15 protein-coding genes are annotated in these 21,050 nt (G+C 70.7%); 7 read left to right on the top strand and 8 right to left on the bottom strand.

Annotation, left to right across the window (positions count from 1 at the left end):
• Window positions 1-57: 57 nt before the first annotated feature.
• The gene (locus tag NX1_RS25360) at window positions 58-1,656 is read left to right on the top strand and encodes an MFS transporter (RefSeq protein ID WP_084501750.1); all 1,599 of its coding nucleotides are present in this window, start codon (window positions 58-60) and stop codon (window positions 1,654-1,656) included.
• Between the two features lie 10 nt (window positions 1,657-1,666).
• Here the strand turns inward: NX1_RS25360 and NX1_RS25355 are convergent, their stop codons facing one another.
• A complete protein-coding gene (locus tag NX1_RS25355) occupies window positions 1,667-2,239 on the bottom strand; it encodes a TetR/AcrR family transcriptional regulator (protein WP_068064146.1) in 573 nt (190 codons plus the stop codon).
• A gap of 147 nt (window positions 2,240-2,386) precedes the next feature.
• Here NX1_RS25355 and NX1_RS25350 point away from each other — a divergent pair, with 147 nt between their 5' ends.
• Both NX1_RS25350 and NX1_RS25345 read left to right on the top strand, forming a co-directional pair.
• On the top strand, window positions 2,387-3,424 hold the full coding sequence (locus NX1_RS25350; protein WP_169812284.1) for a nucleoside hydrolase: 1,038 nt from the start codon (window positions 2,387-2,389) through the stop codon (window positions 3,422-3,424).
• Between the two features lie 43 nt (window positions 3,425-3,467).
• Window positions 3,468-4,349 (top strand): amidohydrolase family protein, encoded by an 882-nt coding sequence (locus tag NX1_RS25345; RefSeq protein WP_084501749.1) that lies wholly within the window; start codon window positions 3,468-3,470, stop codon window positions 4,347-4,349.
• 115 nt (window positions 4,350-4,464) lie between these two features.
• Here NX1_RS25345 and recD read toward each other — a convergent pair whose 3' ends face one another.
• From recD to recC, 3 genes are all read right to left on the bottom strand, one after another.
• Window positions 4,465-6,363, bottom strand: coding sequence for an exodeoxyribonuclease V subunit alpha (recD, locus tag NX1_RS25340; protein ID WP_068064144.1), 1,899 nt, complete (start codon window positions 6,361-6,363; stop codon window positions 4,465-4,467).
• On the bottom strand, window positions 6,360-9,794 hold the full coding sequence (locus NX1_RS25335) for a UvrD-helicase domain-containing protein (protein ID WP_068064222.1): 3,435 nt from the start codon (window positions 9,792-9,794) through the stop codon (window positions 6,360-6,362). The genes recD and NX1_RS25335 overlap by 4 nt, the downstream gene beginning before the upstream one ends.
• A gap of 142 nt (window positions 9,795-9,936) precedes the next feature.
• Window positions 9,937-13,392, bottom strand: coding sequence for an exodeoxyribonuclease V subunit gamma (recC, locus tag NX1_RS25330; RefSeq protein WP_068064143.1), 3,456 nt, complete (start codon window positions 13,390-13,392; stop codon window positions 9,937-9,939).
• 251 nt (window positions 13,393-13,643) lie between these two features.
• On the opposite strand from recC, the gene NX1_RS25325 reads away from it, so the two are divergent.
• Both NX1_RS25325 and NX1_RS25320 read left to right on the top strand, forming a co-directional pair.
• Window positions 13,644-13,850: a hypothetical protein gene (locus tag NX1_RS25325; RefSeq protein WP_068064141.1), complete on the top strand. Its 207-nt coding sequence runs from the start codon at window positions 13,644-13,646 to the stop codon at window positions 13,848-13,850.
• 153 nt (window positions 13,851-14,003) lie between these two features.
• Complete coding sequence (locus NX1_RS25320) at window positions 14,004-14,849, top strand: serine hydrolase (protein ID WP_245668676.1); 846 nt, start codon at window positions 14,004-14,006, stop codon at window positions 14,847-14,849.
• A 6-nt stretch (window positions 14,850-14,855) separates the two neighbouring features.
• Here the strand turns inward: NX1_RS25320 and NX1_RS25315 are convergent, their stop codons facing one another.
• The gene (locus NX1_RS25315) at window positions 14,856-16,343 is read right to left on the bottom strand and encodes a cytochrome P450 (RefSeq protein WP_068064139.1); all 1,488 of its coding nucleotides are present in this window, start codon (window positions 16,341-16,343) and stop codon (window positions 14,856-14,858) included.
• Between the two features lie 230 nt (window positions 16,344-16,573).
• On the opposite strand from NX1_RS25315, the gene NX1_RS25310 reads away from it, so the two are divergent.
• Window positions 16,574-18,007, top strand: a complete 1,434-nt coding sequence (locus NX1_RS25310; protein ID WP_068064134.1) for an NAD(P)/FAD-dependent oxidoreductase — start codon at window positions 16,574-16,576, stop codon at window positions 18,005-18,007.
• Window positions 18,008-18,183: 176 nt separating this feature from the next.
• Complete coding sequence (locus NX1_RS25305) at window positions 18,184-18,957, top strand: hypothetical protein (RefSeq protein WP_068064132.1); 774 nt, start codon at window positions 18,184-18,186, stop codon at window positions 18,955-18,957.
• Window positions 18,958-19,052: 95 nt separating this feature from the next.
• Here the strand turns inward: NX1_RS25305 and NX1_RS25300 are convergent, their stop codons facing one another.
• The 3 genes from NX1_RS25300 to NX1_RS25290 all read right to left on the bottom strand — a co-directional run.
• Window positions 19,053-19,793, bottom strand: a complete 741-nt coding sequence (locus NX1_RS25300) for an urease accessory protein UreD (protein ID WP_084501748.1) — start codon at window positions 19,791-19,793, stop codon at window positions 19,053-19,055.
• 124 nt (window positions 19,794-19,917) lie between these two features.
• Entirely contained in the window at window positions 19,918-20,619 is a 702-nt protein-coding gene (gene ureG / locus NX1_RS25295) for an urease accessory protein UreG (RefSeq protein ID WP_068064130.1), read from the bottom strand.
• Window positions 20,620-20,645: 26 nt separating this feature from the next.
• Window positions 20,646-21,050 (bottom strand): urease accessory UreF family protein (locus NX1_RS25290; RefSeq protein ID WP_281217088.1); only part of this gene is annotated, 405 nt, incomplete at its 5' end.

Genomic DNA, 21,050 nt, shown 5'->3' with positions numbered 1-21,050 from the left:
TTGCGCCGGCCTGCGCGGCGGCGATGAAATGAGTATTCGCAGATCGTCTGCACTCACATGACAGCAATCGACATCGGCCCTCCGGAAGGGACCCGCCTCGTGGACACCGTCGACCAGAGCGCGCGCAGGGACGCCGCGGCGCTCGCGGGACGGACCGAGTGGGCCGGCCTGGTGGTGCTCGCCCTCGCCTGCCTGGTCTACGCGATGGACCTCACGGTGCTGCACCTCGCGGTGCCCATGATCAGCGCCGATCTGCACCCGACCAGCTCGCAGCTGCTCTGGATCATCGACGTCTACGGCTTCATGGTGGCCGGGCTGCTGATCACCATGGGCACTCTCGGCGACCGGATCGGGCGGCGGCGCATGCTGATGATCGGCGCGGCGCTGTTCACGGTGGTGTCGGTGGCGGCGGCGTTCGCGCCGACCGCGGAGGCGCTGATCGTCTGCCGCGCCCTGCTCGGCATCGCGGGCGCCACACTGGCGCCGTCGACGCTGTCGTTGATCTTCGACATGTTCCGCGATCCCCGGCAGCGTTCGGTCGCGGTGGGCGTGTGGGTCGGCGCGTTCTCGGCGGGCGGCGCGGTCGGGCCGATCTTCGGCGGCGCGCTGCTGGAGAACTTCTGGTGGGGCTCGGTGTTCCTGCTCGCCGTTCCCGTCATGGTGCTGCTGCTCGCGCTCGGCCCGAAGGTCCTTCCCGAGTTTCGCGACCCCGACGCCGGACGCCTCGATCCGCTCAGCGCGGCGCTCTGCGTGGCGACGATGATCGCCGTCGTGTTCGGCATGAAGAAGATCGCCCAGGACGGTCTCGGGGCGGCCGCGCTCGCCGGCCTCGCCGGGGGCGCCGCGCTCGGCGTGCTGTTCGTGCGGCGTCAGCTCACCGCCGCCGACCCGATGCTCGACCTGCGGCTGTTCCGCTCGAGCCGGTTCCGCGTCGCCTTGCTGGTCAACATCGTCGGTATCTTCGTCGCCTTCGGCTACTTCCTGTTCGTCGCGCAGTACTTCCAGCTGGTGCTCGGGATGTCGCCGTTGCGGGCCGGTTTGGTGATGGTGCCGTCCGGCGTCGGTTTCATCGTCGGATCGCAGCTGGCGCCGCGGCTGGTCCAGGTGGTGCGGCCCGCCTACCTGATCGGCGGCGGACTCGCCGCGGCCGGTGTCGGACTGCTCATGATGACTCAGCTGAGCGCGTCCGGCGGCTACGGCCTGGCGCTGGCCGCCTCGGTGATCTCCTCGCTCGGGCTGGCCCCGGTGTTCGGCATCACCACCGAGCTCATCGTCGGCGCCGCACCACCCGAACAGGCGGGCGCCGCCTCCGGCGTCTCCGAGACCGGCGCGGAATTCGGCGGCGCGCTCGGCATCTCGATCCTCGGCAGCATCAGCATCGCGGTCTACCGCGGCGATCTGTCGTCCTCGCTGCCCGCCGGACTCTCCGAGGCCGACGTGGGCTCGGTCCGTGACACCTTGGGCGCGGCGGTGCAGGTCTCCAGCCAAGTTCCAACGGCCATAGGCGAATCCGTGCTCGCGGCGGCACGCGATGCCTTCCTGCACGGCGTGCACGTCACCGCGGGCATCGCCGGTGTCGCCGCGCTGGCGATCGCGCTGATCTCGGTGCGCAAGCTGCGCGACATCCCGGCGGGGCCGCTGACCCACGAGGACTGACCCTCGTGGGTCACCCTTCGGGCGAACCGGCGATCGCCGCGAACGCGGTCGACAAGGTCTCCCCGTCCGGAACCTCCGAGCTGATCATCCAGAGCACCGAGAGACCCTGCGTGAGCGCGAAATAGAGTTTGCCGATCGCTTCGGCCTGCTGCTGGGTCAGTCCGGGGTGGGTTTCGCGCAGCGCGACGGCGAGATCCGCGTGAGCGTGCGGAATGCTCTCGGCCATGTACCGCTGTGACTCCGGCGAGCGAGCCACGCGCAGCAGGTTCTCCATGCTGGCCAGCATGCCTTCGTGGTTGGCGGCGAACACCGCGGGCAGGCCGTCGATCATCGACGCGAACGCCTCCGGCATCGGACGCCCCTCGGTCTCCTTGATCAGCTCGGACATGCTGTCGCCGATTCCGGTGCCGAGCGCTTCGGCCAGCGCCTCGGTGATCAACCTGTCCTTCGAACCGAAGTGGTAGCCGATGGCGGCCAGACTGACCCCGGCGGCGTTCGCGATGTCGCGGGCGGTGGTCTTGGCGACGCCGCGCTCCATGATCGCCTTGCGGGCTCCGGCCAAAAGGTCTTCTCGGTTTCCCATGCACCTCAGGCTACCGCACGTCTCAGACGTATGTCCAAGACGTGTGTACTAGCGCTTCCGGAGATAACTCCGCCTTCGCTCGGCCGTACGGGGCTCGGGCGGTTCGCCTTCCGCCCTGTCTACTACTGTCGAATCGTGCGGCAGAAGATGATCGTGGACGTCGACACCGGAATCGACGATTCGCTGGCCCTGCTGTACCTACTGGCCTCCCCCGAGGCCGAGATCCTGGGTATCGCGGCCACCGCGGGCAATGTGCCCGCCGCCCAGGTCGCCGCCAACAATCTCGCGTGGCTGGAGGTGTGCCGGGCGCCCGAGATCGAGGTCGCTCTCGGCGCGGCCGAACCGCTCGCCGTCCCGTTGCGCACCACCGAGGACACGCACGGCCCGCAGGGCATCGGCTACGCCGAACTGCCCGAAACCCAGCGCACCTGTTCGGGCCGGACGGCCGCGCAGATGTGGGTGGCGCTGGCGCGCGAACATCCCGGGGAGATCGTCGGCCTGTGCACCGGTCCGCTGACCAACCTGGCCCTGGCGCTGCGCATCGAACCCGAACTGCCGCGGCTGCTGCGCCGGTTGGTGATCATGGGCGGCGCGTTCAATCACCCCGGCAACACCACGCCCACCAACGAGTGGAACATGCACGTCGATCCGGAGTCGGCCAAGGAAGTGTTCGACGCCTTCTCCGCGGCGCCGCCGGATCGCCGCCCGCTGGTCTGCGCGCTCGACATCACCGAGACCATCGAGATGCATCCGAAACACCTGGCGCTACTGGCCGAGCGCGCGCTCAGCCACCCCGCCGAGACGGTGTCCGAGGACGACGTTCCCGGCTCACGGTCCGCGGCCTCGAATCCCGTTGTGCGCCATGTGTCCGACGCCGTGCGGTTCTACTTCGAGTTCCACCGCGCCTACGACCAGGGCTATCTCGCGCACATGCACGACCCCTTCGCCGCCGCGGTCGCCCTCGATCCGTCGCTGGCCGTGACCAGGCCCGCGACGGTGGACGTGGAACTGACCGGCACGTTGACGCGCGCGACGACGGTGGCCGACTGGGCGGGCATGTGGGGACGCGAGCCCAACGCCGACATCGTCGTGGCCACCGATCCCGAGCTGTTCTTCGAACGGCTCATCGCCCGGGTCGGCGATTTCGCCAGGAACCTCTATCCCCCTCGGGTGAGCCGCGCATGACGCACGCTCTCCCCGCTCCATTCCGGCCGACGAAGGACCCTCGGTGATCGACGACGACAACGCTTACCTGGCCGATTTCCGCGCACGGCTCGACCTGCCCGGAATCATCGACGTGCACACCCATTTCATGCCGGAGCGGGTGCTCAGCAAGGTGTGGTCGTACTTCGACTCGGTGGGCCCCCTGACCGGACGCAGCTGGCCGATCGCGTACCGCGAAGACGAGCAGGTGCGCCTGAAGACGTTGCGCGACTTCGGCATTCGCGCGTTCACCTCGCTGGTGTACCCGCACAAGCCGGAGATGGCCGCGTGGTTGAACGACTGGACCGCCGAGTTCGCCGCCCGCACCCCCGACTGCCTGCACACCGCCACCTTCTACCCCGAACCCGGCGCGGCCGGCTACGTCGCGACCGCACTCGACCGCGGTGCGCGCGTCTTCAAAGTGCACATCCAGGTCGGTGACTTCCCGCCAGGCGACCCGCTGCTCACCCCGGTCTGGGGGCTGCTCGAGGACGCCGGGATCCCGGCGCTGATCCACTGCGGCTCCGGGCCCGCTCCCGGCCGCTTCACCGGCCCCGAGCCGATCGCCGAACTCCTGCAACGGTTTCCGCGCCTGCGGCTGATCGTCGCCCACATGGGCACGCCGGAGTACTCGGAATTCCTCGACCTGGCACAGCGGCACGCAGGCGTCTACCTCGATACCACCATGGTGTGGACCGATTTCAGCGAGGCCGACTCGCCGTTCCCCGTCGCCGAGCACGGACGGTTGCGCGAGTTCGGCGAGCGCATCCTGTTCGGCAGCGATTTCCCCAACATCCCCTACAGCTACGGCCACGCCATCCATGCCTTGGAGCGCCTCGAGCTCGGCACCGACTGGCTGCGTCAGGTCTGCTACCGCAACGCCGCCGAGCTTTTCGCGGTCAGCTGACTCGGTTTCGTTGCGAGACCGCATGTTTCGAGGTGCAGCGCCTCGCACCAACGCAGCGCCTCGCAACGGCCTTACCTCTTCGGCCAGACCGCAGCGGTCGGCGTAACAGCGCCGGTCAGCGAGCCGCGCGGCGGGAGAGCCCGCTGGCCCGCAGCACGCGGCGCGCCACGGCAGCGCGGATGGCGTCGTCGGTGCCGATGATGCGCACGTGCTTGCGCGCTCTCGTGATCGCGGTGTAGAGCAATTCCCTAGTGAGCAGTGTGGATTCGGGTTCAGGCAACACCACCGAGACCGTGTCGTACTGACTGCCCTGGCTGCGGTGGATGGTCATGGCGAAAACCGTGACCACCGCGGGGAATTGGGTGGGATGCACCAGATACGGTTCGCTGCCGCGCTGGAGCGCGGCGCGCAGCGACCCGTCCGGCAGGCGGACGATGACGCCGGTGTCGCCGTTGTAGATGCGGGCCTCGTGATCGTTGGCAGTGACCAGCAGCGGCTGGCCCGGATACCAGGCCGCGTAGTGCGTGTCGGTTCCCGCGCCGGAGGCGGCCGCCCAGTCCGCGGCCATCCGATCCCAGCGCTCGACACCGAACGGACCCTGCCGATGCGCGCACAGCAGCCGGTGCGATTCCAACGCGATCAGCGCGCCCGCCGCATCGCCCTCCAGCGCCGCGTCGGTGACCGCGTGCGCCGCCCGGACCACGTCCCCGCGCACCGGGGCCGTGTCCTCCGGCGCGCACAGCGACAGCTCCGGACCGCCCGCACGCAGCAACTCCAGGGCCGCGTCGGCGTCCCCGGCCCGCACCGCGACGGCCAGATCGGCGATCCGCCCGCCGAAGCGCCGCCCCCTGGTGAGCCGGACGATGCCGCCGCGCAGCCTCGTTCGCTCCAAGGTTGTGAGCGCTTCCGTATCGTGTTCCCGCGCAGCAAAATCCGCGCTGATGATCTCGTCGAGCACCGGATTAGGCTCGCCGGCAACGGGTCCGGCGACCAGGTCGGCGAGCACGGCGCCCGCGTCCACCGAGGCGAGCTGGTCCGGGTCGCCCACCAGGACCAAGCGCGTGTCGGGGCGCAACGCGGCCAGCAGGCTGCTCATCATGGTGAGCGACACCATGGAGGTCTCGTCGACCACGATCACGTCGTAAGGCAGGCGGTTGAACTCGTGGTACTTGAACCGGGTGCGGCGGCCGCGCTGCCAGCCGAGCAGCCGGTGCAGAGTGGCGGCCGTCAGCTCGGGCAGACCGAGATCGTCCGCCTGCTCACGAACCGCCTCCTGGAGCCGCGCGGCCGCCTTGCCGGTCGGCGCGGCGAGCGCGATGCGCAGCGCGGCAGCCTTGGGATTCGCTTTGCGGTGCGCCTCCAGCAGCGCCAGCACCCTGGCGATGGTGTGCGTCTTGCCGGTGCCGGGGCCGCCCGCCACCACGGTGGTCCAGTGCGTGGCGGCCAGCGCGGCGGCGAGGCGCTGGCGGTCCGGGCCCTCGCCGAGCGGGCTGTCGAAGAGCCGGTCCAATTCCCGGCGCACCACCGCGACGTCGACTTTCGGATGGCCAGCGGCGCGTTCGGTGAGCACCCGGCGGATGGTCTGTTCCTGCTGGTAGTAGCGGTCCAGGTAGAGCAGGTGGCCGGAGTCGTCACCGCGCTCGGGCGGCACCAGCCGCAGCGGACACAGCGGTCCGGCCGGTCCGCCACATACCAGCGGGCTGACCCGCAGCGCCGCCGTCACCGCGTCGATGTCCGGCCACGGCAGGGTCGCCGGATCGACGCCCGCGCCCGCGTCCCAGTCCTCGTCGGCGTCGACACCTATCTCGCGCATCCGGTTCAGCTCGAGGCAGACCGAGCCGGAGCGTACCGCCCGCACGGCCAAGGCCGCCGCGAACAGCACTTCTTCGGATTCCTCTCGCCCGAGCCGCCCGAGCCGCACCGCGACGTGCACGTCCGCCGCGGACAACACCCCTGCCTCGTTGAAGACCCGCAGCAGTCCGGTGCCGCGCTGCGCCAGCTGAATCGACGTCATCGAGCCTCCCCCGTTTCGCCCGCGAGCAGATCCGTTTCGCCCGCGAGCAGGTCGGACAGCGCGGTGACCAGAGCGGCCGGTGGCGTCCAATCGAAAACGCCTCGGCCGGGCGGTGTTCCGGGACCGACCATGCCGCGCACGAACAGGTAGCGGCAGCCGCCCAAGTGCCGGGCCGGGTCGTAACCCGGCAACCGCCAGCGCAGGTACCGGTGCAACGCGACCGAATACAGCAACGCCTGGAGCGGATAGTGCGAGCGCAGCATCTCGGCGGTCATGCGCTCCCTGGTGTAGTGGTCGACGGTGAGGTCGCCGGCGCCGAGGCGGTTGGTCTTGTAGTCGACGACGACGAAACGCGGTGTGCCCGAGGGATCCTCGACGCGAAGCACGGCGTCGATGCTGCCGGTGAGGTAGCCGCGCAGCTGGACGTCGTCCAAGCCCGCCAGCAGGTCGGCGTAGGAGACCAGGTCGTCATCGGATGACAGATGCGCGCGCAGCAGGTCCGCGATGCCACGCAAGGTCGCCGCGTTCGCGGCCGGAGCGTCGCCGCCGGCCAGCGGCAGTTCGAACTCGAGTTCGGGGAGTCGATCGCGACGGGAAATGTCTGCCAGGCAACCGATTCCGAGCGGGGTGCGCAGCACAGCGAGCAGCGCGGCGCCGAGCACGGCGGGATCGATCTCCGCCATGAGCTCCTCGACCGCGGCGCGGCACCGGGCGTGCACCTCGGTGTCGAGGTCCGCGGCGTCGGTATCGATCTGCTCCAGCACGCCGTGCACCAGAGTGCCGAACTCCGCGCCGTAGGGCAGGTCGTTCATCAGCGACGGCGCGGCCGCGGTGACCGGTTCGGCGGCGGCGGGCGGCGGCGCGGACGGCTCGTCCTCCGGTCCGCGCTCGTCCTCGGGCTCGGCGTCCAGCGCCATCTCGTGCGCGCCCGCGGTGAGCGCGGAGTAGGAGGTGCGCCGCCAGTGCTGGTCCATGGCCCGGTCGAAGCGAGCCGCCGCGAGATCGCCGATGACCGGTTCGGTGCGCGCCCGGCGCGGCTCGACCTCCTCGGGCGGTGCGACCGCGGTCACCGAGATCGCCTCCGGCGCGGCGGCCGCCCACGCCGCCAGCATCGGCACCGCCTGTTGATCGGCGGGCACCGCCGCCCGTCCCGGCACCGTCCCCCCGCCGTCGGGCCTGCCGAGGATCATGCGGTGCAGCGGCGCCGCCGCGGTGGTGATGGCGGGCGCCCACCAGGCCACGATCTGGCACATGGCCCGGGTCAGCGCGACGTAGAGCAGCCGCAGCTCCTCGCCCGCCTCCTCGGCTTCGCCGCGCAGCTTGCGCGCGGCGTAACCCTGGGCGTCCTGACCGCCCACGTCGAGCACGCGCGCGCCGTCGTCATCGTGGAACAGCAGTGTGGCCGGGTACGGGTTCTTGGCGCTGTCCCACGCGAAAGGCAGGTAGACGATGGGGAATTCGAGTCCCTTGCTGGCGTGCACGGTGGCGATCTGCACGGCCGCCGCGTCGCGATCGAGCCTGCGGGAGCGGTCGGCGACGACGCTCGCGGCGGGGTCGCGCACCTGGTCGGCCAGCCAGCGGGTCAGCGCGGTCAGGCCGAGTCCCTCGGTCAGCGCGACCTGGTCCAGCAGCTGGGCGATGTGCCGCAGGTCGGTGAGCTGGCGTTCGCCGTTCTCGATCGAGAGCAGCCGCGGCGCGAGCCCCGCCTCGGCGGAGAGCTTCTCGAAGACGGCGGCGAAGCCCGCGCGGGCGAACAGCCGAGCCGCCTCGCGCAGCTGCGCGCTCACACGTCCGACGAGATCGGCTCCGCCGCGGTCGATGTCGGCGGCGGTGCAGCCAAGGATCGGCGTGCAGGCGGCCAAGCGGACGCGGTCGGAGCGGTGCGGTTGTTCCAGCGCGCGCAGCACCCACAACCAGTCGGTGGCGCTCGGCGTGCCGAAAACGCTTGTGCCACCGGCGAGCACGGAGGCGACGCCGACCCGGTCCAGCGCCGCGCGTACCACGTCGATCTGGGATCGCGTGCGGACCAGGACGGCGATGTCGCCCGGGCCGACTGGACGTCGGACAGTTCCGTCGTTCTCGTTGTCCGCCACATCTTCTCGCGGCCGATCGGATGCCGTCCGCGCCTTCGGCGCCGGAACGGTCACCCGCACACCGGATTCGAGCAGGCGCACGATGTCGGCGGCGAGGTCGTCGGCGACCTTCGCGCGCTGGCGGCCCACGGACGGGAACCCCGATTTGTTCAGCGGGCCCGCGCCGGTGCGCGGCAGGCAGCGCACCCGCATCGGGGTGACGAATTCGGCGGGCCCGGTCAACCGCGACCACGGGCGCGTCGCCGCGACGGGATAGACGCTGATCTCGGGATGTCCGAGCGCCGCGCCGCCCTGGACGCGTTCCAGCGCGGCGAGCAGTCCCGCGTCGCTGCGCCAGTTGGTGGTGAGCTCGCTGCGCCGGTCGGCGTGCCCGACGGCGTCCAGGTAGCTGAGCACCTCCGCGCCGCGGAAGGCGTAGATGGCCTGTTTGGGATCCCCGACCAGCACCAGGGTCGTCTCGCCGTGGAACGATCGGCGCAGGATGTCCCACTGGAGCGGGTCGGTGTCCTGGAATTCGTCGACGAGCGCCACCCGGTAGCGCTCGCGAATGCGAGCGCAGGCGAGGGGGCCGTGATCGGGATCGGCGAGCACGTCGTGCAGCAGCACCAGCAGGTCGTCGAAATCGCGCAGTCCCGCAAGGCGTTTGCGACGCTCGGTCTCCGCGCGCACCGCCTCGGCGAAGGCCACGCGCTCGCCAGCGAGCCCGTCGACGCGCGGGACGAGGCGGGCGTGCCGGTCGCGGACCGCCGCCAGCGCGAGCGTGTGCGCCTCTTTCAGCGACAACGGTGGCGTGTCGCGCGCGTAGCGCTGCAGATAGAGATCGTCGGCGACCGTGCCGACGAGCTCGTCGACCGACTCGACCAGGCGGGCGCCCGGATCGTGTTCGCCTGCCAGCCCGAGTTCGTCGAGCATGCGCTGACAGAAACTGTGCGTTGTGGCGATGGTGCCCGCGTCGAAGTCCGAGAGCGCGGCGAGCAGCCTGGCCCGCCTTCGCCCGACCTCCGCGGCGTCGGCGCCGGCCAGATGCCGCACCAGCTCGTCAGAATGAGCCTGTGCGGCAACGGGATCGGTCAGCGCCGTCGCCACCGCGACGAACCTGTCGCGAGCCCGTTCGCGCAGCTCTTGCGTCGCGGCCCTACTGAAGGTCACCAGCAGCAGCTGGGCGATGTCGACGCCCGCTTCGGCCACGTAGCGCACCGCGAGCCCGACGATGGCGTGCGTCTTCCCGGTGCCCGCGCTGGCTTCCAGAACTGTCGTGCCGGTGGGCAGCGGACCGTACGGATCGAACGGCGCGATCGCGTCCGTCGCCGGGGCCAGAACGGCGTCTTCAACTGTCATGCCACGCACCGCCTTTCGCCCTGCCACCACGCATCACCGATCCGGGCGTCGCACGGACGCCCGAAGAAATCGCACCACGTCGCCGCCGGTAGGTTCGCAGACACGCCGGGGCGCATGCGAATTCCGAGGGATGACACCGTGCTCACGGCTGCCCCTGGCTCTCCGCGCCCAGCAGCGGCGCCCACAGGCGACGCGCCAGCGCGCCGAACCGGGTGGTCTCCCCCGGCTCGCCCGCCGGGGCGGGCGCGTCCATCAGGTGTTCCAGCCGTGGCGCCGATCCCCACACGTAGCGCAAGTGGCGGTCGGTGTGATCCCCGAAAGCGCCGGGACCGTTGGGGCCACCGTTGAATTCGCGTTCGGCCGCGGCGAAGGCCTCCTCCGCGGTGGCGCCGCGGAAGCGTCGCTCGGCGTAGGCCGCCGTCGCGGTCGGCGCGATCGGGAGCGGTTCGCACAGGCCCGCGTCCCGCAGTCGCACCAGTTCGCGCAAGACCGCAACGGCGGCAGGCGCATCCGGCGCGGTGAGCACGGATCGCCATGCGGGACGGCCGAATTGGCCGCGCCCGGTGGTCACCGCCCGCCAGGAACGGTCCTCGGTGGCCGCCAGCGCCAGCAGCGCGACCCAGGCGGCGATCCGGTGTTTCGGCGCGAGGCGGGAAAACGTGGTACGTACCAGGGTTTCTCCGCGCACCTCCGGCACCGTGCCGGTGAGTCTGCGGCCGTTGCCGAGATCGATCGCCACATCGACCGCCCTGGCGTGGCCCTCGTAGTCCGGCAGCGAAGCGCGCACCAGTTTGTCCACGGTGTGCTCGATCTCGTCGAGCACCGCACCGCCGAGCCCGAACGGCGGCAGGCTGCCGCGCCGCCATTCCGCGGCGCGCAGCGCGTTCGCGTCCGCGCCGGTGAGCCGCGCGGTGAGCATCCGTTCGCCGAGTTCCCATTTGGCGAGGCCGTCGAGTTCGATGGGCAGCCGGTCGGCGATGTCCTCCTCGTGTTCGGGGACCCGCAAGCCGAGCCGCTGCCACAGGAAGGCGCGCACCGGATGTTCGGCGAACGACATCAGGTCGGCCAGCGCCACGTCCGACGGTTCCGGCGCTGGCAGCGGTTCCGGCAGGAATGCCGGGCGCGGCTCGGGCGGGCGGCCCGCCGCCCGCGCACCGGCCAGCGCGACCGTGTCGAAGCTGAAGGGGCGCTCGGCGTGAAAGTTGCGGCGGTCGAAGCCTTGCAGCGGGTGGCGGGTCAGCACCGCGTCCATTCCCGCCGCGCCGACGTGGGCGCGCAGCGCGTCGAGCAGTTCGGCGACCGGGATCGCGGGCGGCCGGTGCGCGCCGCTGACCGGGTCGGCGCCCGTGTGGAATAGCAGCAACTTCTCGCGCGCGGCCAGGACCGCGTCCAGCAGCAGCTGCCGGTCCTCGCTACGCGGATCTCGTTCGCCGAGCCGCGGATTGCGGGCGAGCACGTCGTCACCATCCACTCCGCCCGCGCGCGGGAACACGTCGTCGTCCAGGCCGAGCAGCACAACGACGCGGTGCGGTACCGACCGCATCGGGACCATGGTGCAGACGGTGAGTTCGCCGGTGCGGAAGTTGGCGCGGGTGGGCCGGGCGGCGAGCCTGCTCGACAGCAGCACCGCCACATCGGCCAGGCGCAGCGGCACCTCACCCGCGTGGTCGGTGGCCGAGGCGATCTCCCTGCGCGCCTCGGTGCGCACCCACGCCTGACTTTCGGGGACATCGGTGAGCAGGTCGAGCGCGCGGCCGAGCACGGCGGTCCATTCGCGCGCGGGACGCGGCCCGCGCAGATCGCGCAGACACACCGCGAGCCGATCGATGAACTCCGCGAACCGGCCGGCCAGATCGACGTCGTTGCTGTCCACGTCGTCCAGCGGCAGCGCGAGATCCAGCCAGTCGTCGGCGGATTCGTCGGCGGTCACGCCGAGCAGGATCCGGTCGACCGCGCCGTTCAGTGTGTTCTGCGCGAAATCGGCCAGCCCGAACGCCTGGCGCTGCCGCTGTCCGATCGCCCACCGCGCTCCAGATTCGGCCGCCCAGCCGCGCAGCCGTTCGATCGCGTCGTCGTCGAATCCGCAACGACGACGGACGGTTTCGGACGCGGCTAGATCGAGCACCTGGGTGACGGTGACGCGCCCGTCGGCCATCTCCAGCAGCACCTCGATCACCGCGAGCAGCGGATTGGTCACGCCGCGACCGCGATCGGCCAGCCGGACCCGCAGCAGGTGCGCGGGATGGGCCGCCTCCGGCGTCGGCTCCCCCGCGCCGGCGCGGGAGCCGAAGGCAGCACGCACCAGCGGCGCGTACGCCTCCACCTCGGGACACATGATCAGCACGTCGCGCGGTTCCAGCGTCGGGTCGGCCGCGAACAGGCCGAGCAGGCATTCGCGCAGAACCTCCACCTGCCTGGCCGGTCCGTGGCAGGCGTGTACTTGCACGCTGTCGTCGGCGGGGACGCGTTCGGCGGGCGGCCATGCGTCGTCGCGAATGCCGGCCTGCAACGCGGCCAGCAGCGAAGTCGCCTGCGGCGCTCCGCGCTCCCACGGAGCCGAGCTACTCGCGGGCGCGACGTCTTTCGATCGACCCGCCCGTTCGGACTCGTGCCCCGGCTCCGCTCCGGAGGCGACCATCCGCGCGCCACGCCCCTCCCCCGAGATATGCGCATCGGACCCCAGCGCGGCAGTTCCGGACAATCGCTGCTGCAACTCGCGCACATCACGCGCGAGACCGGCGAGCAGCGGATGACGCACCGATCGCCCCGACGCGTCGTCCACCCGCGAGACCGTCCCCGACGACTGCGCGATCCGCGACCACATGACCGGGCTCGGGTGCGCCAGCCACAGGTGCACGTCCCTCGCGTGGCCGAGCGCGTCGAGGACGGCCAGCTGATCCGCGGGCAACCGGGTCATCCCGAACAGTGAAAGTCGTTGTGGCAGTTCGACGAGATGGGGTTCGGCGCGCAGCAGCGCGCAGGCCGCGTCCAGCCGTTCGGCGGGGCTCGGCGCGCCGATCTCGGCACGTAGCCGCCGCCACAGCGTCGGCTGCCAGAGCAGATCGTCGGGCACCCTGCGACCTGCCCCGTCGGTGTCTTCGCCCGCAGCCCATTCGGTGAGCAGGGCGGGGCGCTGGGCGCCGTACCCATCGAACAGCCCGGACAGGTGCGCCGCGGTGGCATAGCGCCTGCCGACCCGGTGATCGCGGCCGGCGGGGTCGGCGCCGCCGAGGTGGCGCGCCAGCACCGCGCACCACGGCTCGCCGAGCGCGGCGTCGATCACCCGGAGCAGCGCCCACACGGTGCGCTGCGGCGACCACGGATCGTCGTCCTGCGCTATCCCGGTGCTCGCCGCGAGCGCCTCGGCGACCAGCGCCGAAGGGGAAGGGAATCGAATGTTCGCCGCGACACCGTCACGGCGGCCCGCCGAGACGCCGAGCACCGCGGACAACCGCTGGGTCAGCCAGCGCTCCACGCCTTTGGCGGGCACGGAGACGATCTCCGCCGCGAACGGATCCGGCTGCGGTGTCGCCAACAGCTCGGCGAGCGCGTCCGCCAGGGCGTCGGCGCGCTCGGCCCGGTGGATGTGCAGCGGCATTGCACGTTTATACGCCAGCGACCGTCGCGCAACCGCGCCGCCCCGCCAGGTCGAGAGTGAATTGAGCCACACGGGAACGGAATACTGCGCCGTGTCACGCCGGACCGGTCGGACCCGTATGCAACAGTGCTCATGCCTTCGCCTCGCCGGCGCTCAGCTCCGACATGCGCACGGGCGCTGGCACATTATTCGCTCACTGCGTTCGCTCCTCCGGGGGAGGGCGAGCTGCATCGAAAGGCTGGTTCGCATTCATGAATGCGATGGTGATGCCCCTGCTGCCGAGAGACGGGTTCACGGTTCGCCGTGTCGGTGAACGATGGGAACTGGTCAACTCGCGTTACTACGGGCGCGCCGTCGTCCTGCACAGCTGGCCACGCGACCGCCACACCGAGGCGTTCGAGCACTGCTATCGGCTCAACGGACGCACCGTCGAAGAATTTCGCGCCGCCTTCCGCTGACCCGCGGTTCGGCGAAACCCCATGCGGTACAAGCGCACAACGGTCGCTGTAACACACCGGGCTGCCGAGCTCAAGACGTGCGTCCTCGGCGCGGATGTGCGATCGTGGTCCCTCGTGCGTTACCCCATGGCCCCCACCCGGACAGTTCCCCGCGTGGCCGCATCCGCCTGTGTCCTGGCAGCGGCGGCGATCCTGATCCCGACCGCGCCCACCTTCCTCACCGGTGCCGCGGCGCCGAGCGCCTACGCCGCGCCCGGCTGCCTCGCCGGATTCGACTGCGATATGAGCAGCCGGATCGCCGCGGTCGACGCCTACCTGAAGACGCGGCCCGGCGTCACGGGTTATGTCGTCCGCGACCGGGTGACCGGCGGGGTGCACGCGAACGAGCACGCGGAGGACTCCGTCTGGACCGCCTCCACCATCAAGCTCGCGATCGCCGCCGACCTGCTGAACCGGGCCCGCGTCGGCGCCATCACGCTCCCGCCGGAGGACCGCGGCCTGCTCGAGTCGATGCTGGCGACCTCCAACGACGCCGCCGCCGACCTGCTCTGGAACAAGTACGCGGGCCCGGACCGGATGGCCTACAACAACGCCTTCCGCGCCAACGGCATGGTCTCGCTCGTCCCCCAGCCCACCAGCACCGCGCTCTTCCCCGACTGGTCGTTCCAGAAGTGCACCGCCGCCGACCTGGACCGGCTGATGGATCACGTGCTCACCGCGATGCATCCCGACGACCGCAACTACCTGCTCGATCGGATGCGCTCGGTCGACTTCAACCAGCACTGGGGCGTCTGGGGCGCTGGCGCGCGCATGCGGCCCGGACTCAAGAACGGCTGGTCGGCCGAGCAGGGCGGCTGGGTGGTCAACTCGGTCGGCTTCGCGGGCCCCGACGAGCGGTACACCCTGGCGATCATGACCTCGCTGGGCGACGCGGGCGGGTACACCGAGGGCGCCGAGACCGACACCAAGGTCGCGGAGATGCTGCTCTCCGGTCGCTGACCGGTCCTACCGCCGGCGGCGCAGCATCATGGGGGCGCCGTCGCGCGGGAAAGGAATCGTGGTGAATCCCCACGGCATTCGATAGTCGTCGGGGATCCGCCACTCGTATTCGCGCACCATCGCGGCGATCAGGGTCTTCACCTCGAAGGTGCCGAAGTGCATGCCGATGCACTTGTGCGCGCCCGCGCCGAAGGGCAGCCAGGCCAGGCGGTGCGAGTGGTCCTCGCGACGCGGTTCGGCGAATCGCAGCGGGTCGAAGACCTCGGGACGCGTCCACAGTTCCGGCAGCAAGTGGTTGACCTGATAAGCGAGGTCGACGGCGGTGCCCGCCGGAATGTAGTGGCCGAGGATCTCCGTGTCGCGCACGGCGCGGCGTACCAGGCCGGGCACCGGCGGCATCAGCCGCAGCGATTCCTTGACCACGAGGTCGAGCTCGCCCAGGCGGTCCAGATCCGCGATGGTCGTCGCGGCGTCGCCGGTTTCGGCGTCGGCGGCGAGCACCTCGTCGCGCACCCTGCGCTGCCATTCCGGATGTTTGCCCAGGTAGTAGGCGACGGCGGTGGCCGTGGTCGTCGTGGTGTCGTGGGCGGCCATGATCAGGAAGATCATGTGGTTCACCACGTCGGCGTCGGTGAACACCTCGCCGTCCTCGCTGCGGGCGTGGCACAGACCGGAGAAGAAGTCGGGCTCCTGCGAGCGGCGCTTGGCGGGCAGCATCTCGGTGAAGTACCGCTCCAGCACCCGTCTGCCACGCAGGCCGGCGCGCCAGTGCCCGCCCGGAATGGGATGACGCACGATCGACAGACCGGCGTGCGTGCATTCGACGAAGGCCTCGACGAGTTCGCGCCGCCGCGACCCGACATCGACCGCCATGAAGGTCTCCCCCGCGATCTCGAGCGTCAGCTCCTTGATCGTCGGGTACAGCCGCACCCTGCCGCCGTCTCGCCCCGGCGGCACCCAGCGGGCGACCGCGGCCCGCGCGACCGGCGTCAGCGTAGCGAGGTGCGCCGCGAGGCGTTCCCTGGTGAAGGCCTGCTGCATGATCCTGCGATGGAACATGTGTTCGTCGAATTCGAGCAGCAGTAGTCCGCGCCGGAAGAACGGGCCGATGAAATAGTCCCAGCCCTGGCCGAAATCCCGGCGTCGCCTGCCGAGCACCTCGTCGAGCGCCTCCGGTCCCGACACCAGCACGCGGTCGACGCCGAGCGAAGTGTTCAACGACACCGGTCCGTAGCGGCGGTGCCGCTCCATCATCTCGGCCGGGCCCCAGCGCATGTAGTGCAAAGCGCGACCCAGATAGGGCAGTCCGATATCGCCGCGCACCGGGACGGTCGCGCTGCCGCGCGGCGGAGCGGCCAGCACGCGTTGGCGTTCGGGCAGCCTGCGCAGCATGCGATCGATGACGCCCGTGTCGGGAATGTCGATGAGATACGCGTTCTCCGATGCGGCGTGCACCCTGCGGTTCCGGACGGCGACCCGGTCTTCGGTGACCATCGCACACCTCCCTGAACGACAGCATCTATCGTATTCTCTTCTTCGCAATCGTTCAGGCAGATCGGCGGCGGTCACTTCACTTCCCCACCCCGTCGATCGTGAGGTTCCGCACTACAGCACCCCCGGAACGGGGATCTCATGTGACGGTCCATGGCGGGCCGACTACGGTTGAAGCTTGTCGATAACCGTTCGCGGGGGAATCAGCCCCCCGATTGTCGAGGAGCAGGACGATGAGCACTCAGTCTGTGGAGAACCGTCGCCACAGGGTGGTGGTGATCGGCTCAGGCTTCGGCGGCCTGTTCGGCGCCAAGCACCTCAAGCGCGCCGACGTCGACATCACCCTGATTTCCAAGACCTCGACCCACTTGTTCCAACCGCTGCTCTACCAGGTCGCCACCGGCATCCTCTCGGTCGGCGAGATCGCGCCCGCCACCCGGCTCGTGTTGCGCAAGCAGCGCAACTGCCAGGTGTTGCTGGGTGATGTCATCGACATCGACCTGGCCGAGAAGACCGTCACCTCGACGCTGCTGAACCAGAACACGGTCACGCCGTTCGACAGCCTGATCGTCGCCACCGGCGCGCAGCAGTCGTACTTCGGCAACGACCAGTTCGCCACCTACGCCCCCGGCATGAAGACCATCGACGACGCGCTGGAGCTGCGCGGCCGCATCCTCGGCGCGTTCGAGGGCGCGGAGCTGGCGACCACCCAGGAACTACGCGACCGGCTGCTCACCTTCGTAGTGATCGGCGCGGGACCGACGGGCGTCGAATTGGCCGGGCAGATCGCCGAACTCGCCGATCGCACGCTCGAGGGCACCTTCCACAACATCGACCCGCGCGATGCCAGGGTCATCCTGATCGAGGGCGCGGGCGCTGTGCTCGGCCCGATGGGTCCCAAGCTGGGCGGCAAGGCTCAGCGCAGGCTCGAGAAGATGGGCGTCGAGATCCAGCTCAACGCCATGGTCACCGACATCGACGCGCACGGCGTCACGGTCAAGGACTCCGACGGCACCATCCGCAGGATCGAATCCTCGTGCAAGGTCTGGTCGGCGGGCGTGCAGGCGAGCCCGCTGGGCAAGATGCTCGCCGAGCGCTCCGAAGGCACCGAGGTCGACCGCGCCGGGCGCGTCATCGTCGAGCCCGATCTGACCATCAAGGGCCACCCCAATGTCTTCGTCGTCGGCGACTTGATGTCCGTGCCCGGCGTGCCCGGCCAGGCGCAGGGCGCGATCCAGGGCGCCACCTACGCCGCCAAGCAGATCAAGGCCGGGCTCAAGGGTGAGTCGCCCGCGGACCGTAAGCCGTTCAAGTACTTCAACAAAGGCAGCATGGCCACCGTCTCGCGGTTCAGCGCCGTCTGCCAGGTCGGCAAGCTGGAGTTCGGCGGGTTCATCGCCTGGCTGGCCTGGCTCGGACTGCACCTGTACTACCTGGTCGGCTACCGGAGCCGGATCATCACGGTCATCCAGTGGTTCGTCACCTTCCTCGGGCGCACCCGCGGACAGATGGCCGCCACCGAGCAGTGGGTGTTCGCGCGGCTCGCGTTGGAACAGGTCAACGAGGATCAAGAGGAGGCCGACGAACTCGCGGCCGCCCTCGGCGCGCCGCCCGCGAGCAACGGCCGCGCGCCAGGGAAAACGGTAACCGACCGCGCGGTTTCCTAACTCCGCGAAAGCCGCTCCTCGCCATTGGTTTTCGGCCGGGTGGCGAGCTTTCGCGCGGTCCGGTCGAGTCGACCGACCGTGACTCACTTGTCGTACTGCGGATTTCCACCAATCCGTGTGGCGCTCGGGTCCGAATGTGGGACGTCGAGCAATGTCATCCACGACGAAAGGTGAGTATGGGGACAGGCAAGCACAGGGCTCCCAACCCGCAGCGGCAGAAGGTGGGCTCGATGGTCGCGGCGGGCGCGGTTCCGCTGGTGTTGGCGCTCGTCGGCACCGGGACCGCGAATGCCGAGCCCGCACAGTCGAATACTGTCTCCCAGCGCGAGCAGGCGAAGCAGTTGCCCGCGGCCGATGCGTCCGACGTCGTTCCGTACGAGGGCCTGATCATTCCGGACGACACGCACAGCTCGCTACAGTGGGCGCGGCCCGCGCCGGAGCAGAGCTACCTGGCACCGGTCGGTGTGCTGCACCCGCCGATCCCTGTGGAGCCGGTGCCGCCGATCGCGCCGCCGCCGGGTCAGTTCCGCTTCGGTGACGTCACGGTGGCTACTCCCGACTGGATCGACCACGAACAGGCGATCCAGATCAACGATGCCGCCGCCGTGACCGAGGCGAATCTCGCGACGTTCCTCGACTCGGTCGGCATGGAGCGCAGCCGGTCCGACCGCATCGCCGCGCAGACCGTCGGCACCGCGGCCATGGGCGCCGTGGCGGGCGTCTCGTCGTCGGTGCCGATCGCGGTTACCTCGGGGATGGTGGGCGCGGCGGCCGGCCTGGTGGCCGGTCTGCCGTTCGCGCCGATCGGCCTCCTCGTGGGACCGGCGCTGGGCGCCGCGATAGGCACCGCGGCGATCACCGTCCCCGCCGCCATCGTGGGCGCGGCCGCCGGTGCGGCAGTCGGCGCGGCAGGCGGCTTCATCGCCCCCGCGCGAGTTCTCGGCGACTGAACGCGCGGTACGCGCTTCCGGCGGGAAGGTGTTGCCGGAAGGCAGAGAGCAGGGCGGGATTTCGACGCGAATGTCGGAATCCCGCCCTTTGGGCATCAGCGGGGAGTCGCGGCCGCCCGGCCTCGGTCAGGCGGCTGACCACCGACCGGCACCGAAACCGCTGTGCCGCTCGATGTTCGCGGGCTCACCGTCGCGCTCAGCCGCGGCCCCACCGCGGTGAACAGGCTCCCGCCCGCGGCGAGCGGCAGCCGCGCCGCGGTCAGTCCGAAGGTCTCGACGGGCCGATCGTCGGGGTAGACGAGTTCGCTGTCGAGTGCGCGCGGAGCCGCGAGCGCGTCGTCGGTGGCGGTGTGAGCCCCGAGCTCGAGACGATGGCGCAGCAGCGGCAGATTCGCCAGATCGGCGATCAGGTCGCCGCGCCACGCGCCGCGCTCCTCGTCCGCACGGCCGACCTGCACGCGTTCGCGCAGCCGCAGGCGTGCGCTCGCCGCGAGCAGAACAGTGGTGACCGCACAGTGGTCGGCGCCGCCCGCCACGATCGTCGGTTCGGTCTCCACATCCAGTTCTCCGCCGTCGGCGACCTCGAAACGCCAGCGCGCGAACGACATTCGGGTCGCGGCGCCGGGGAGCGCGATGGTCGCCGCGACCGACCGCAGCGTGAGCCGGGCGCCGGGGCCGACCGCGACCGAGACGTCGATTTCGTCGCCGCCGAGCGGGGTTGCGGCGGTCCCGATCAGGTGCACGGTGTCCGGTCCGGTCCGGCGGGCGGCCAAGCCGCCGGAGGCGTGAATCTCCGGAAGCGTGCCCGCGGCGACGATCCTCAGCTCGGTGCGCAACGGTTCACTGCGCTGTAGTTCATCGCGCAGCGGTTCACTGCGCTCGGCTCGATTGCGCTGCGGTTCGCAGCGCCGTGCTTCATCGTCCTCCGGTTCGCAGCGCCGTGCTTCGACGCGCCGGGGTTCACTCCGCCTCGGCCGCGGCGGCGAGGGCTGCGGCGGCGAGCTGTTCGCGCACCCATGCCAGCACCGGGGTGGCGGCGGGGTCCTCGGTCAGGGAGAGCATCGCGGTTGGCCTGCCCTCGCGCACCTTGGCCGCGTCGCGCTCCATCACCCCGAGATCCGCGCCGACCAGCGGGGCGAGGTCGGTCTTGTTGACCACCAACAGGTCCGAGAAGGTGACGCCGGGGCCACCCTTGCGCGGCACCTTGTCGCCGCCGGCCACGTCGACGACGAAGATCTGCACGTCGATCAGGCCGGAGGAGAACGTCGCGGTGAGGTTGTCGCCGCCGGATTCCACCAGGATCAGATCCAGCGGCGGGTTGGCCGCGATCAGGTCGTCGATGGCGTCCAGGTTGGCGGTGATGTCGTCGCGGATGGCGGTGTGCGGGCAGCCGCCGGTTTGCACGGCGGTGATCCGCTCGTCCGGCAGCACCGCGTGGCGGCGCAGGAAGTCCGCGTCCTCGGTGGTGTAGATGTCGTTGGTCAGCACGGCCAGCGACAGTTCCTCGCGCAACTGTCTGCACAGCGCCGCGACCAGCGCGGTTTTGCCCGAGCCGACGGGACCGCCGATGCCGATGCGCAGCGGCTCCCCCGGTGTCCGCTCCCGTTTCGGCCGGTCGTGCGAATGGTGGTGCGGTTCACCGTCGATCAGGTGCGGTGGCATCCGGCATCTCCTCTCTCGAAAACGTGTCAGCTGGCGAACAGCGGCATGTCGCGGTGACGGTGCCGCTCGGCGAGCACGTCTTGCAGCGGATCCGACAGCGCGGCCAGACCGTCGGCGGCCTCCGACGCGGTGCGGTCGCAGAGTTCGGCCAGCCGGACGGTGCAAGCTGCGACGGCGGCGGGATCGAGCGCGAGCAGCCGCTGGGCGGCGGTGGCGGCGCCGGTGAGGGTGGTGTAGACGACGACGTCGGCCGTCTCGCGCGGACCGATCGCGCAGGCGCGCCCCACCGCGCCGAACACCGTCGACAGGTGCGGGCGTGCCGCGAGCTCGGCCCAATCATGGTGCGGCCAGATATGTTTGGCCAAGCGCAACAGCCCGCGACCCTGCGCGCGCGAGGCAGCTCGCGCGGCCGGTGCCGGGGTGCGCGCGTC

It is taken from the genome of Nocardia xishanensis NBRC 101358 (genome assembly GCF_001613365.1).
In the GTDB taxonomy this organism is placed as follows: domain Bacteria; phylum Actinomycetota; class Actinomycetes; order Mycobacteriales; family Mycobacteriaceae; genus Nocardia; species Nocardia xishanensis.
This window is presented reverse-complemented; position numbering and strand designations above follow the sequence as displayed.

Bases quoted from the DNA above. Each gene is read 5' to 3' on its own strand.
- NX1_RS25360 (WP_084501750.1), top strand. From the start codon at position 58: ATGACAGCAATCGACATCGGCCCTCCGGAAGGGACCCGCCTCGTGGAC.
- NX1_RS25355 (WP_068064146.1), bottom strand. From the start codon at position 2,239: ATGGGAAACCGAGAAGACCTTTTGGCCGGAGCCCGCAAGGCGATCATG.
- NX1_RS25350 (WP_169812284.1), top strand. From the start codon at position 2,387: ATGATCGTGGACGTCGACACCGGAATCGACGATTCGCTGGCCCTGCTG.
- recD (WP_068064144.1), bottom strand. From the start codon at position 6,363: ATGACGTCGATTCAGCTGGCGCAGCGCGGCACCGGACTGCTGCGGGTC.
- NX1_RS25335 (WP_068064222.1), bottom strand. From the start codon at position 9,794: ATGACAGTTGAAGACGCCGTTCTGGCCCCGGCGACGGACGCGATCGCG.
- recC (WP_068064143.1), bottom strand. From the start codon at position 13,392: ATGCCGCTGCACATCCACCGGGCCGAGCGCGCCGACGCCCTGGCGGAC.
- NX1_RS25325 (WP_068064141.1), top strand. From the start codon at position 13,644: ATGAATGCGATGGTGATGCCCCTGCTGCCGAGAGACGGGTTCACGGTT.
- NX1_RS25315 (WP_068064139.1), bottom strand. From the start codon at position 16,343: ATGGTCACCGAAGACCGGGTCGCCGTCCGGAACCGCAGGGTGCACGCC.
- NX1_RS25310 (WP_068064134.1), top strand. From the start codon at position 16,574: ATGAGCACTCAGTCTGTGGAGAACCGTCGCCACAGGGTGGTGGTGATC.
- NX1_RS25305 (WP_068064132.1), top strand. From the start codon at position 18,184: ATGGGGACAGGCAAGCACAGGGCTCCCAACCCGCAGCGGCAGAAGGTG.
- ureG (WP_068064130.1), bottom strand. From the start codon at position 20,619: ATGCCACCGCACCTGATCGACGGTGAACCGCACCACCATTCGCACGAC.